Annotated in this window: 16 protein-coding genes; 7 read left to right on the top strand and 9 right to left on the bottom strand. The window is 51.8% G+C overall.

Annotated elements, in window-relative coordinates; all coding sequences use genetic code 11:
- Positions 1–52 precede the first annotated feature (52 nt).
- Together ACI2J2_RS02785 and ACI2J2_RS02780 are read left to right on the top strand one after the other, a co-directional pair.
- On the top strand, positions 53–235 hold the full coding sequence (locus ACI2J2_RS02785; RefSeq protein ID WP_265553829.1) for a type II toxin-antitoxin system HicA family toxin: 183 nt from the start codon (positions 53–55) through the stop codon (positions 233–235).
- Between the two features lie 29 nt (positions 236–264).
- Positions 265–678 (top strand): type II toxin-antitoxin system HicB family antitoxin, encoded by a 414-nt coding sequence (locus ACI2J2_RS02780; protein ID WP_404759363.1) that lies wholly within the window; start codon positions 265–267, stop codon positions 676–678.
- A 31-nt stretch (positions 679–709) separates the two neighbouring features.
- Here ACI2J2_RS02780 and tcyN read toward each other — a convergent pair whose 3' ends face one another.
- The 7 genes from tcyN to ACI2J2_RS02745 form a co-directional block, all read right to left on the bottom strand.
- Positions 710–1462, bottom strand: coding sequence for an L-cystine ABC transporter ATP-binding protein TcyN (tcyN, locus tag ACI2J2_RS02775; protein WP_209635511.1), 753 nt, complete (start codon positions 1460–1462; stop codon positions 710–712).
- A 3-nt stretch (positions 1463–1465) separates the two neighbouring features.
- Complete coding sequence (gene tcyL / locus ACI2J2_RS02770) at positions 1466–2128, bottom strand: cystine ABC transporter permease (protein WP_209635513.1); 663 nt, start codon at positions 2126–2128, stop codon at positions 1466–1468.
- Positions 2128–2928, bottom strand: coding sequence for a cystine ABC transporter substrate-binding protein (tcyJ, locus tag ACI2J2_RS02765; protein WP_404759362.1), 801 nt, complete (start codon positions 2926–2928; stop codon positions 2128–2130). The genes tcyL and tcyJ overlap by 1 nt, the downstream gene beginning before the upstream one ends.
- Before the next feature lie 114 nt (positions 2929–3042).
- On the bottom strand, positions 3043–4035 hold the full coding sequence (locus ACI2J2_RS02760; RefSeq protein WP_265553841.1) for a D-cysteine desulfhydrase: 993 nt from the start codon (positions 4033–4035) through the stop codon (positions 3043–3045).
- 127 nt (positions 4036–4162) lie between these two features.
- Positions 4163–4672: a flagella biosynthesis regulatory protein FliZ gene (fliZ, locus tag ACI2J2_RS02755; RefSeq protein ID WP_037419066.1), complete on the bottom strand. Its 510-nt coding sequence runs from the start codon at positions 4670–4672 to the stop codon at positions 4163–4165.
- Positions 4673–4730: 58 nt separating this feature from the next.
- A complete protein-coding gene (locus tag ACI2J2_RS02750) occupies positions 4731–5453 on the bottom strand; it encodes an RNA polymerase sigma factor FliA (RefSeq protein ID WP_209635520.1) in 723 nt (240 codons plus the stop codon).
- A gap of 183 nt (positions 5454–5636) precedes the next feature.
- The gene (locus ACI2J2_RS02745; protein WP_404759361.1) at positions 5637–6692 is read right to left on the bottom strand and encodes a flagellin; all 1056 of its coding nucleotides are present in this window, start codon (positions 6690–6692) and stop codon (positions 5637–5639) included.
- A 280-nt stretch (positions 6693–6972) separates the two neighbouring features.
- On the opposite strand from ACI2J2_RS02745, the gene fliD reads away from it, so the two are divergent.
- The 4 genes from fliD to ACI2J2_RS02725 all read left to right on the top strand — a co-directional run bounded on the left by fliD (position 6973) and on the right by ACI2J2_RS02725 (position 10354).
- Positions 6973–8370 carry a flagellar filament capping protein FliD gene (gene fliD, locus ACI2J2_RS02740; protein WP_404759360.1) on the top strand — a complete coding sequence of 466 codons (1398 nt, stop codon included), beginning with the start codon at positions 6973–6975 and terminating at the stop codon, positions 8368–8370.
- 27 nt (positions 8371–8397) lie between these two features.
- Positions 8398–8808: a flagellar export chaperone FliS gene (gene fliS, locus ACI2J2_RS02735; RefSeq protein WP_209635526.1), complete on the top strand. Its 411-nt coding sequence runs from the start codon at positions 8398–8400 to the stop codon at positions 8806–8808.
- Complete coding sequence (gene fliT / locus ACI2J2_RS02730; RefSeq protein WP_209635536.1) at positions 8808–9176, top strand: flagella biosynthesis regulatory protein FliT; 369 nt, start codon at positions 8808–8810, stop codon at positions 9174–9176. Before fliS ends, fliT begins: the two co-directional genes overlap by 1 nt.
- Positions 9177–9487: 311 nt before the next feature.
- A complete protein-coding gene (locus tag ACI2J2_RS02725) occupies positions 9488–10354 on the top strand; it encodes a helix-turn-helix transcriptional regulator (RefSeq protein ID WP_404759359.1) in 867 nt (288 codons plus the stop codon).
- A 551-nt stretch (positions 10355–10905) separates the two neighbouring features.
- On the opposite strand, the gene ACI2J2_RS02720 is transcribed toward ACI2J2_RS02725, so the two are convergent.
- The gene (locus tag ACI2J2_RS02720) at positions 10906–11820 is read right to left on the bottom strand and encodes a LysR family transcriptional regulator (protein ID WP_404759358.1); all 915 of its coding nucleotides are present in this window, start codon (positions 11818–11820) and stop codon (positions 10906–10908) included.
- 145 nt (positions 11821–11965) lie between these two features.
- Between ACI2J2_RS02720 and ACI2J2_RS02715 the strand changes: the two genes are divergently transcribed.
- Positions 11966–12565, top strand: a complete 600-nt coding sequence (locus ACI2J2_RS02715; RefSeq protein ID WP_209635542.1) for an NAD(P)H-dependent oxidoreductase — start codon at positions 11966–11968, stop codon at positions 12563–12565.
- Between the two features lie 45 nt (positions 12566–12610).
- On the opposite strand, the gene fliE is transcribed toward ACI2J2_RS02715, so the two are convergent.
- A complete protein-coding gene (gene fliE / locus ACI2J2_RS02710) occupies positions 12611–12925 on the bottom strand; it encodes a flagellar hook-basal body complex protein FliE (protein ID WP_209635544.1) in 315 nt (104 codons plus the stop codon).
- Positions 12926–13299 lie beyond the last annotated feature (374 nt).

Here is a 13299-nt window from a genome sequence, read left to right as displayed (position 1 = left end):
TCTCGTTGCCAATGAGTGTGTATGGTGTGTATCATTAAGGGATGGTAAGTGCGTGAAAAGTTCAGAACTGATCGGGCTGTTAGAACGGGAAGGTTGGGTTTTAGAGCGAATAAAGGGAAGCCATCATCAGTTTAAACACCCGAGATCCCGCCTGGTGATCACCGTTCCACACCCGCGTAAAGATCTGAAACCAGGGACACTGCGCCAAATCATGAAAGATGCCGGACTGTGCTGACAGAGCACCTTAAGTTAACAGGAAAAATTATGTTCTACCCTGCTTATGTACATTCAGAACACGACGGCAGCGCCAGCGGTTTCTTCCCCGATGTGCCGGGCTGCTATTTTGCCGGTGATACCCTCGACAAAGCCTTTGAGGACGCTAAAAGCGCGCTGGATGCGCATTTCGAACTCCTGAGCGAAGACAACCAGCCTATCCCGCATCCGCAAGCTGTTTCCTTCCATCTGGCACAGGATAACGACAGCCTGAACGGCGGGCAGTGGCTGTTGGTCGATATCAATATGGATAAGTTCGATGGGCGTGCGGAACGCATCAATATCACCCTGCCGCATCGTCTGCTGAACCGGATCGATTCACTGGTACAACAGCATCCGGGCTACGGTAGCCGCAGTGCCTTTTTGGCCGCAGCTGCCCGTAATGAATTATTGAAAGTCGGTTAGTCGAAAGCCAGGGGGCAAAATGCCCCCCTTCTTACTGATTCAAAAACTTATCGAGGAATTGTTGAGTGCGTTGGTGTTGCGGGTTAGCGAACAGTTCTTTCGCTGGACCTTGCTCAACGATGCGACCGTGATCCATAAAGATGGCGCGGTCGGCCACATCGCGGGCAAAGCTCATTTCATGTGTCACAATCACCATGGTGCGCTTTTCTTCCGCCAGCGAACGAATGGTGTTGAGCACCTCGCCCACCAGCTCGGGATCGAGCGCGGAGGTCGGTTCATCAAACAGGATCACTTCCGGTTGCATCGCCAGCGCACGGGCAATCGCCACCCGCTGTTGCTGCCCACCAGAGAGACGACGCGGATAGGCCGACTCTTTGCCGTTCAAACCCACTTTGGCTAACAGTGCCCGTGCACGTTGTTCAGCCGTAGTCTTTGATTCACCTTTAACGATGACCGGGCCTTCAATAATGTTCTCCAGCACCGAACGATGCGGGAATAAATTGAAGTTCTGGAATACAAAGCCCACCTGTTGGCGTAAAGCACGCACCAAGGTTTTCTGTTTGCTCAGCGGTTTTGAACTGTCGATTTTAATATCACCAACCTGAATAGTGCCCGAATCCGGCACTTCCAGCAGGTTGATACAACGCAGCAACGTGGTTTTACCCGAGCCGCTGGGCCCGATAATCGCGACCACCTCGCCCGTAGCGACCTCCAGATCAATCCCATGTAGCACCGTTTGACCTTTGAATTTCTTGGTCAAATGTTTTACTTCAATGGCACTCATGCATTACTCCTGATCCTGGCGGTTTACGTGGGCTTCCAGACGGTTTTGCAGCGCTGAGAGCAACGTCGCCATCACCCAATAAATCAACGACGCCGCCAAATACATGGTAAAGACTTCCAGCGTGCGCGAGGTAATCAGCTGCGCCTGACGGAACAGCTCCGGCACCTGAATGGTCGCCGCCAGCGAGGTGTCTTTCACCAGGCCGATGAAGCTGTTGCCCAATGGCGGTAATGCGGTACGCGCCGCCTGCGGCAAGATCACCCGGCGCAGCGTTTGCCAGCGGGTCATACCGATACTGGCCGCGGCTTCCCACTGCCCTTTTTCGATCGACGAAATTGCCGCTCGCAGGGTTTCTGAGGTATAGGCTGCCGTATTGAGCGACAGGCCAATCAACGCCGCCGGGAAGGGATCAAACTCGATACCGAACTGCGGCAAACCGTAGTAAATCATGAATAGCTGCGCGATCAACGGCGTGCCGCGGAACAGCGACACATAAATGCGCGACAGCCACGACAGCGGCCATAACGGCGAAAGGCGCATCAGCGCCAGCACAAAACCGAGCAGTAAGCCAAGCGCCATGCCCCCCAGGCTGAGCTGGAGAGTGAGTATCGCGCCCCGCAATAAAAATGGCGCTGAATCCAGCGCCAGTTGGATACTTTCGTGCATTATTTAGTTACGTCCGCGCCAAACCATTTCTCAGAAATCTTCGCCATCGTGCCGTCTTTTTGCATCTCGGCAATGGCCTGGTTAATCGCAGCCAGCAGTTCCGGGTTGTTTTTGCGAACCGCAACGCCTGATTCCTGACGAGAGAACGCCGGGCCGGCGACGGCCAGGGTATCACCGGTTTTCTTCACCAGATCCAATGCGGCCAGACGATCAACCAAAATGGCGTTGATGCGGCCTACGCGCAGGTCCTGGTACTTGGTTGGGTCATCATCATAAGTACGCACGTCAACACCCTGCACGTTGTCGCGCAGCCATTGTTCGTAGTTAGTGCCCAGACCGACACCGACTTTCTTGCCTTTAAGATCTTCCGGCTTGGTGATGGTGCCTTCATTGCCCTTCTTCACCAGCGCCTGAATACCGGAGACGGTGTAAGGCGTGGAGAAATCGTATTTCTTCTGGCGTTCTGGAGAAATGGTCACCTGATTGATCACCACATCGATACGTTTGGAATCCAACGAGGCCAGCATACCGTCCCACTTGGTCGGATTTAGTTTGGCTTTAACACCAAGATGCTGTGCCAGTGCATTGGCGAAATCCACTTCGAAGCCCGTCAGCTTGCCATCTTCCCCCTGGAAGCTGAACGGCGGGTAGGTGCCTTCCAGCCCAACCACCAGCGTCCCGTGATGTTTTACCTGCTCCAGCAGGTTATCGGCGGCATAGGTTTGCGTGCTCAACCCGGCTGTCAGTGCCAGGGTCATCACGCCCATTAGCAATTGACGACGAACTTTAGAAAAGACCATAAACACCCCATCTGTTGTTTATCTTTTTTGATATCAGCACTTTAACAGTGTGACCGCCTGCATGAAGGAATATAACCTTATAAATATAGTTCAAAATGGAATAACAGATTGCGTTCACACCTGCGGGTGGTAGGCAAACAACGCTGGCGCACCGCCGGTATGAATAAACAGAATCGGGCCGTCATCGCGGAAACGCTGTTGGGCAATGCCGTCAATCAAGCCAGCCATCGCTTTGCCGGTGTATACCGGATCCAATAACACCCCTTCCTGCTGTGCTAACAGCTGTATCGCCGCCAAGCCTTCTTCATTTGGCATTCCATACTGCGGCGCAAAGTAATCGTCCCACAGTTGGATGGGGCTCAGTTCGTCGATGTCTAACGAACAGGCCAGCGCTTTTTGGATCAGCTCAACCTTGGGCAGTTGATCAATCACCTTGCGTGATACGGTCACACCAATCAGCTCAGCCTCCGGCAACAGTTGTTGCAGGCCAACCGCCAGTCCAGCATGTGTACCGGCACTGCCGGAAGCTACCACGATAGAACTAAATTCGACGTTGCTGCGGCGGCTCTGCTCGGCAATCTCCAGTGCACACTGGACGTAACCTAGCGCACCCAATGCATTAGATCCCCCCACAGGCACCACGTAAGGCCGGAAACCTTGCACTTCAAGACGAATCGCCAAATCGGCGAGCTGTTGCTGGGGATCGTGCAGCGCATCACACATCACCACTTCCGCATTGAACAGCCCAAGCAATAGGCGATTGCCATTGGTCAGGTAGTTTTCTTCTTTGGTGTCGATCGGATTTTCCAGCAACGCCACGCAGTGCAAGCCCAGCTTGGCCGCTACCGCTGCCGTTTGGCGCACGTGGTTAGATTGAATAGCGCCGGCAGTCACCAGCGTATCTGCGCCCTGACGCAAAGCATCAGCAGCCAAATACTCCAGTTTTCTCAGTTTGTTACCGCCCATCGCCATCGGCGTGACATCGTCACGTTTGATGTAAATTTCACGACCGAGATAATCTGAAAGGCGAGACAGTTTTTCGAGCGGTGTCGCAGAGCCGACAAAATCGAGGCGCGGGAACTGCGCCAGTTGTTGTTGCAGATTCACAACTTCCCCCAGGGAATAAAGTATCAACATCTAAAAGATAGATTTAGCAGATGTGGACTTAATAATCACTCTTTATTCGTGATGGGGGATAGACGAAAACCCCGGCTGGTGCGCCGGGGAGAGCAGATCAATAGCTTTTCTGCCAGGCGAGATACTGGTCGTATTTACGCAGGGCAATACGGTAATTGTTATGTGCCGCAGAAGGCAGCTCTTCGATAATGCGCTGATGGCTGGCATTGTTGGCGAACTTGTCTGCCGGATAGTTGCGCTCCACCAACATCTCATCCAACCGGCGCAAGCGCACGACGTATTCGCGGATGGTGCTGTGGCTCATTTCGGTCTGCTCAAACAGGTACTGTTTAAACGCCATAATGTCAAAATAGCTCGGATGGCTATTACAGGAAATCTCGCTGCAGAAACGGCACAACGCGGTCAGTTCATTTTGCACATTCAGCCAAACATGGTCATCAATTGGCTGGTCCATGCGCGCAATCGCGTCTTTGTTAATGATCTTGCCGCGAAACACTAAGGCCATACGATCCAATAGCTTGCCACATTGGGAACAGTGGGTCTGGCTGTGTTTGTAATCTTTCAAATAACGGCTCAGCGGCCGTTTTTTCAATAATATTCCTGGCATAGGGACAGTCCGATTATCGCAATGGTGATCAGGTTGAAGGGTAACGGTTGAAGACATGTCAGTTTTCGCTCGCCAGACGCGCACGCAGGCGTTTAATCGCCTGGCTATGCAATTGGCTGACACGCGATTCCCCCACGTCCAGCACGGCGCCGATCTCTTTCAGATTCAACTCTTCCTGGTAATACAACGTCAGCACCATTTTCTCGCGATCCGGCAACGCCTCGATGGCGTCGATCACCCGTTGGCGCAGGTTCCCCTCCAACAGATGATGTAACGGATTGGCCTCTTCGTGCCCTTCCAGCAGCGGTTCCGCGCTTTCGCCATGCTCTTCCCGCCATTCGTCGTAGGAAAAAAGCTGGCTGTTATTGGTGTCCAACAGAATTTGACGGTACTCATCCAGTGATATATCCAGCGTCTGTGCGACCTCTACTTCACTGGCCGGCCGACCTAGCCGCTGTTCCAGTTGTCGCATCACCTGCGCGACTTCACGCGCATGGCGACGCACGCTGCGCGGCACCCAGTCACGGCTGCGCAGCTCATCGAGCATGGCACCGCGGATGCGTTGCACCGCGTAGGTGGTAAAGGCTGTTCCTTGCAGGGCGTCATAACGCTCAACGGCGTTCAACAACCCGATTCCGCCTGCCTGCAGCAGATCGTCAAGCTCCACGCTGGCGGGCAACCTAACTTGCAGGCGCAACGCCTCGTGGCGCACTAACGGTACGTAGCGCAACCAGAGAGAATTTTTGTCCATCACGCCTTCGGCGGTATACAGATCGCTCACTATGTCTAAAACCTGCGGATAAGAGAGTCAGCGCTATTATCCGTAGGGGGCAAAATGCCAATCGGCTGAACAGTCGTACAAAACAGGCCTTATTTGCGCCATGCAACATCCACGCAGTGCGCGACCATAAAAAAACCCCGCCGGAGCGGGGTTCTTTGCGACAGGTTAATCGAGGAGAGTCGATTAACGCAGCAGGGACAACACGTTCTGAGTAGACTGGTTAGCCTGTGCCAGAACAGAGGTGCCAGCCTGTTGCAGGATGTTTGCACGGCTCATGTTAGACACTTCGGTCGCGTAGTCAGCATCTTGAATACGAGACTGGGAAGCAGACAGGTTGTTCACGGTGCTGTTCAGGTTGTTGATAACAGAATCGAAACGGTTCTGTACCGCACCCAGGGAAGAACGCAGGCCGTCAACCTGAGACAGTGCTTTGTCCAGGGTGTCCAGTGGGGTTTTAACGTCGGTTACAGCTGCACCTTCGGTAACTTTACCATCGGCTGCAACGGTAGCAACTTTGTATGATTTAGTGCCGTCTGTAGCAACAGTTTGCACGTAGAAACCATCTTTACCGTCTTTGTCTTTACCGGCAACAACAGTTTTACCTGCTGCCAGAGCAGAGCCTGCTTTGTCATAAGCTACATCAGCACCGCCAGTGGTGGCTTTCAGCGTCGCGCCGTCAGCAACTTCAGCGCCAATTTTGGTGCCTTTGTCGGTCACGTTGAAGGTGTCCAGGCCCAGTTGCTTAGAATCGATCTTTTTCAGGTCGATATCGATGGTTTCACCGTCGTTAGCGCCAACCTGGATGGTCAGTTTCTGATCGCTGCTCAGGACTTTCACGCCGTTGAAATCAGTCTGCTCAGAGATACGGTTGATTTCAGACAGACGCTGAGTGATTTCGTCCTGGATGGATTTCAGGTCGCTGCTTGAGTTAGAACCAGTTTGCGCCTGCACAGTCAGACGACGGATGTTCTGCAGGTTGTCGTTAACTTCGTTCAGAGCGCCTTCAGTGGTCTGCGCCAGAGAGATACCGTCGTTGGCGTTACGGGAAGCCTGAGTCAGACCTTTGATGTTAGCAGTGAAGCGGTTAGAGATTGCCTGACCCGCGGCGTCATCCTTGGCGCTGTTGATACGCAGGCCAGAAGACAGACGCTCAATCGCAGCACCCAAAGAGGACTGAGATTTGTTCAGGTTGTTCTGCGCCATCAGAGACAGGCTGTTGGTGTTAATTACTTGTGCCATTATATGCTTTCCTTACGAGTCAGTTGCGATCTTCGCAACGTAGTTAAAAGGTTCGGGCTGCTTTGCCCACGGCGTCAACCACCGTCCCATCAGGTATCGGCCCTCCCCCTGCAACCTTTAGAAATTTTTTATTTTTTTTTGCATATTCAGCAATAGGGTAATTAACGCAGTTTTTCCCTCTTCTATTGCGCCATCGGTTTTTTATTTTTTCGGTAAACTTTTTCTCCACTGGGCCGATAACGCGTAAAGCGAATAAAGTCATTATCAAGGAGAATTACCAATGGCATCGATCAGTTCATTAGGCCTCGGCTCAGGGCTTGACCTCAACGGTTTACTGGATAAGCTGACCAAAGCGGAACAGCAGCGTCTGACCCCTTATACGACCAAGCAGTCGAGCTACAACTCTCAAATCACCGCCTACGGGACGCTGAAAAGCTCGTTGGAAAAGTTTGACAACTTGAGCAAAGAACTGGCGAAAGAAGATTTCTTTAAAAGCACTACCGCCAGCGAACACGATGCATTCAAGATCACCACTAACGCCAAGGCGGTCCCAGGCAACTATGTGGTGGAAGTCACCAAGCTGGCGCAGGCTCAAACCCTAACAACGCAGGCCGCGATCGGCGATCAGACCACCAAGCTGGGTGCAGAGGGTGCAACCGATCGCTCCATCAGTATCACCGCCGGCAACCCGCCAAAAGAAACCAAGATCCCTCTGAGCGACGATCAAACCTCGCTGGTGGAAATGCGTGACGCCATCAATGGTGCCAAGGCTGGCGTCACCGCAAGTATCATGCGCGTGGGCGACAATCAGTATCAGTTGGCGATCAGTTCTTCCACCACTGGCGAGAACAACAGGGTCTCCATTCAGGTCAATAATGATGACCAACTGGGTGATATCCTGAATTACGACTCCAAACGCAGCACCAGCGCGATGAAAGAAACGGTGAAAGCGCAGGATGCCGAGCTGGTGGTAAACGGCACTGCCATTAAGCGCAGCACCAACTCGATCAACGATGCCCTGCAGGGCGTAACCATCGATCTGAAGACAAAAACCAAAGACGCCGAGCCGCAAAACCTGGTGATCAGCACCAATACCGCCGGCACCACCGACAAGATCAAAGAGTGGGTCGACGGCTATAACTCGCTGCTGGATACCTTTAACTCGCTGACCAAATATACCCCGGTCAAAACCGGCGAGGCGCAGAATGCCAGCAACGGCCCCCTGCTAGGGGACAACACGCTGCGCGGCATTCAGTCATCGATTAAAAGCGCTCTCAGCGCCGCACAGGATAACCCCGAGCTGAAAGGCCTGGGCAATCTGGGTATCTCAACCAATACCAAAACCGGCAAATTGGAAATCGACAGCACCAAGCTGAAAAAAGCGCTGGATGATAAACCCGATCAGGTCACCAACTTCTTCGTCGGGAACGGAAAGGACACGGGTATGGCCACCGAGATCCATAACGAGATCCAGAGTTATATCAAGTCCGGCGGTATCATCGAAAACTCGACCAAAAGCATCAATACCAACCTCGACCGCCTGAACAGCCAGATAACTACGGTCACCGCCAGCATTCAAAACACCATAGATCGTTATAAACAACAATTCGTACAACTGGACACCATGATGTCCAAAATGAATGGCACCAGTAACTATTTGAATCAACAATTTAAATAACCACTTTTTAACCAGGTAAAAAAAAGCATGTATAACCGTAGCGGCACTCAGGCCTATGCGCAGGTCAGTTTGGAAAGCGGCGTGATGAGCGCCAGCCCGCATCAGTTAATCGTGATGCTTTTCGATGGGGCGCTTAGCGCCCTATTACGCGCACGGATACTGATGAACCAGGGGGATATCGCCGGCAAGGGTCAGGCACTGTCAAAGGCCATCAATATTATTGATAACGGCCTGAAAGGCGGGCTTGACCACCAGCAAGGCGGTGAAATGGCCGATAGTCTGGCGGCACTGTATGACTATATGAAGCGGCGCTTGATGCAGGCCAACCTGCACAACGACGAAGCGGCGATCACCGAAGTGGTCAAATTGTTGGAAAATATTGCTGACGCCTGGCGCCAGATTGGCCCTAATTATCACCCTTCTCAGGACGCCGTGTAATGGAACGTCAACAGCAGTTGTTAGCCGCCTATCAGCAAATTTTTACCCTGAGTAGCCATATGATTGTGCTGGCACAAACCGGCCGGTGGGAAGAACTGGTTGAGCAGGAACTGGCCTATGTGACGGCGGTAGAAAAAACCGCCGCCTTTACCGGTCAGGCTGGCCCGTCGATGGCACTGCAGGAGTTGCTGCATCATAAACTGCAGCAAATCCTGGACAACGAAACCGAGTTGAAACGTTTGCTGCAGCAACGCATGGACCAATTGAAAGAATTAATCGGCCAATCAACGCGCCAAAACGTGGTCAACAACACCTACGGTCAGTTTCACGATCGCGCTCTGCTGCTAGGAGAGCCACAAATCAGGTGAAATCGTAACAATAACGGCGACGTTGGGATAAGGAGCAGCATGTACTATTATTCCCCGGTTAAGTCAGGATATTAATCCATGGCATTTGAATTATTCAGATAATGGGTAATTAGTAAAAATGCACAATTTGAGCCTTGCTCTCACTTTCACGGATAAGCATCACTCCAACACGGACGTTTTCTGTTCAGCAGGAAATTTATTTTTGATAGATAAAACACGTCGTTGTGCTTCACAACGTATGGAAAAAAGTTGCTCCAACGCCCATCAAAGCGTAAAGATATTCACAGATAATGGCTGCGAAATGAATATCGATGGAACGTACAATTAATATTTGTCCTGGAATTGGTGCATCGGCACACATCATTCAGCATACTGAATTATTATTCCCTTCAGTTTATTTTGAGCAACCACATCTGTATCTGGTACAACAAGGCCACAAGCGTATACGTTGGCAACAACGAGAAATCATCGCTCATGCGGGCGAATTGTTGATCATCGACGGAGGCCAAACCGTAGATATAATTAACGGCCCCTCAGAAGATGGGGTTTTCAGTTGCCAGTTGCTGACCTGCGATCCCCTGTTGTTCACCACACCATCAGCCACCGTCGAAACCGCCCCCTCAACCCCCTTCGATGCGGTGCTGGCGTTACGCAACCTGCCCTGTGCCTTGATGCACAGTTTTGAGACCACCAGCCTTGCACTGGCTCTTAAGCATCGTTTCCCAACGGTTATCATTCGCCACAAAATGTTAGAAATCCTGCTCTGGTTAAAACAATTCAACGTCCACTTTATGCATAACGAGATTAGGAATTTAACCCAGCGCGTGCGTCGTTGCCTGGCAACCGATCCCCATAATATCTGGACGGCGGCCGAGGTAGCGGAAACATTGTCGATGAGTGAAGTGATGTTGCGTCGCAAGTTGTCAGCAGAGAATACGTCGTTGCGCAATCTGATGATCGACGTGCGTATGAGTAGTGCATTGGCGCTTCTGCAATCTACAGATTGGCCCATATCCGTCATTGCACAACATGTGGGTTATGAAAGCTCGTCACGGTTCGCAGAGCGTTTTCGCAAGCGTTTCGGTTTTGCTCCCACGGCAATCCGCGGGCACCAGCGCGCAATGGAACCCAGCACGCCTCGCCCCGATCACTTCAGCATGATGCAAGCGCAGGAGTGATGGCCACACGCGTAAATTAAATCATTGGACAATGAAGTCGTTGTTTTTGTAAACAGGATTGGCACAAAACGACCAGGTGGGATAGCATCAACGCAGCATTAAAACGGTCAGAAGTGAATAAACCATGCTCAACGAAAAGCTGCTGTTTTCCCTGGTTGTATTACTGCTCGGCATGTGGTTGTTTGGCTTACTGTATGAAGAAGAAGCCATGCGAATGTTGGCGGGAAAATAAAACAGTAAGGCCACAAACGTGGCCCCAATTGTTTTAACTTTGTTTAATTAAAATGCTTATTAATACAGTTAAAACGATAAGTATTAAAATACTTAACAACCGCCATCTGCGTTCACTTTTACCGCTCATTATATTACCTGGTAATTGAAAGGTCTTTACACCCTGGAATTATAATGCAGCGATAAACATGGCAATTTGCGTTACATCGTACTTTCTCCCCTTCTACTCCGGCGATTGGTGTTCGTTGCGTTGCCGTTATCGCCATGATCAAGCCACTGATTATTCACAATGACATCACTACAGCACAGTCATTCGGTGATCAAGGCGCAACAAGGGCCAATCGGGCAGGAAGTTGCGCAACTAATTGGTCCACCGCCAACCTAACTTTTAACGGTTGGTAAGCGGCATGGGGCCAAACGGCACTAACGGGGAAATCTACGCTGCCAAAGCGGCGCATTATCGCCACCAAGCGACCTTCAGCAAGGTGCTCACGAGCAAGCCAATACGGTAGCCAAACCACGCCGGCACCGCTTACCGCAGCATTGGCAATAGCTTGCATATCATCCATCACGATTCTTGCCTGCGGCCTGATTTCTTGCAGGCTGTTGTTGCCGTCCCTGAGTTGCCATTTCTGGACACTGCCGGCACGTAAATACCCTACCGCCTGATGTTGGCTCAGTGCTTGTAACGACTGCGGTTCGCCATAGCGCTGTAAATAGGCCGGTGACGCACAAAATGTCATGCCGTGGTGGCCTAACTGCCGACCTATCAGGCGACTGCTGTCAGGCAAGGCACCAATACGAATAGCCAGATCAAACCCTTCGTCGATCAAGTCCACTGTGCGATCGCTAAAGGAGAGTTCCAGCGTCAATTGCGGATGCTGTATCGCCATTTCCGTCAGTAGCGGCGCAATGCACAAATGGCCGAACAGCACGGGCATTGACACACGTAACCTGCCGCTGGCTTGCACTTTACCGCTATCGAGCAAAGCCTCGGCATTGTTGATCGTCGCCAGTGCCTGTCGACAATGCTCATAGAACAACACCCCCTCATCCGTCAGACTTTGACTGCGCGTCGTGCGCAGGAAAAGCATGACCCCCAGACGCGCCTCCAACCGAGAGATAATTTTACTGATGGCAGAGCGTGTCAGATGCAATTTTTCAGCCGCGTTGGCGAAGCTGCCCGCCTCCGCGACGGCGACAAATACCGGGATGCCGTTTAGTTCTGTTCTCACCGTATTGCTTCCTTTTTGGAATCAATGATGTGAAACACTATCACCACTGGTGAATATTCAGCAATGTTAACATGCGTTATCTCGAACACCCCAAGGGGCCAACTGACGCATTGGGGCTTATGCAGACACTCATCAGGAAAAGATCATGAACAATATCTTGGTACTCAAATCCAGCATCATGGGCGATCAATCCCACACGAATACATTGATCGACGCCTTTTTGACCGAACGCAACACCAAGGGGCTTCAGGATAACGTCGTAATACGCGACTTGGTTTCGCTCGACTTACCCGTGCTGGACGCCGAATTGTTTGGCGCATTACGTGGCAGCGAGTCCCCCAGCCCGCGGGCCAAAGAGGTGGTGGCACTCTCGGATCAATTAATTGCCGAGCTTAAAGCCAGCGATCTGGTGGTGATTGGTGCGCCGATGTACAACCTTAACGTGCCGACACATTTAAAGAACTGGTTTGATTTGGTGGCACGTGCCCGCGTCACGTTCAACTACACGTCGACTTATCCGGTCGGTCTGGTTGAAGACGTGCGTGCCCTGGTGATCAGTTCGCGCGGCGGCATACATGTGGGTAACGAAACCGATGCGGTCACCCCCTACCTGCGTTCCGTTTTAGGCTTGATGGGCATCAGTGAAGTGGAATTCGTTTATGCGGAAGGCCTGGATATGAAACCACATGGACGAGATCGGGGTATGGAAAGTGCCCACCATCAACTTGCTGCGTTACTTTCCTGATCGTCATTTCCAACAAACATGGCCTCAAACACGAGGCCATGCTCATCACACCGCCATATTCATCACTTCCTGGTAGGCGGAAACCAGCTTATTACGCACCTGTACGCCCATCTGCAGTGAGACTGAGGATTTTTGCAAATCAACCATGACGTCATTTAAGCTTATGCCTGGCACGCCCACTTCGAAATCCTGCGCCTGTTTGCGTGCGGCCTGCTGGGTATCACTGATCTTGCCGATCGCGGCTTTCAGTTCGCTGGCAAAGTTGACGCCCTGTGCCGGCGCACTTTGCCCCATTGTCCCCGCCTGAATCGCCGTGGCCTGCAGTTGCTGCAATACCCCTTCAATGCCCTGAATTGCCATTCTGACCTCAATAAAAACGTTGTTGCCGGACGTTGTTGCATCAGGCACTACTTTGATGATCCACACCCTATCACAGCGTTTTTATCCTAAAGCCGTTAATTAACTGCAAAAAACCCGGCTTATCGGGCCATCGAAATTCCCCTCAAGAGGAAATAATGGCATGCCCAGAAATGGGAGCGCCGCTATATCCGTCGTCTTTCAAGTTGCAGCGTTGTTATCTGCACGCGCTCACCTCAATGGCTGCTGTAGAGGGCAAATGAATTCGCCCCGATTAACTCAGGTGCAGCATGCTGCGCCCCTACAACACCAGGGAATGAGCGAGCCGGCAGCCTAGCTGTAACTTGAAAGGCATAGGGTATATTTATATGTGTATC

Source organism: Serratia sp. NPDC087055 (assembly GCF_044900985.1).
Lineage (GTDB): Bacteria > Pseudomonadota > Gammaproteobacteria > Enterobacterales > Enterobacteriaceae > Serratia.
The sequence above is the reverse complement of the archived record's forward strand: the minus strand, read 5'-3'. Positions and strand labels throughout refer to the sequence as shown.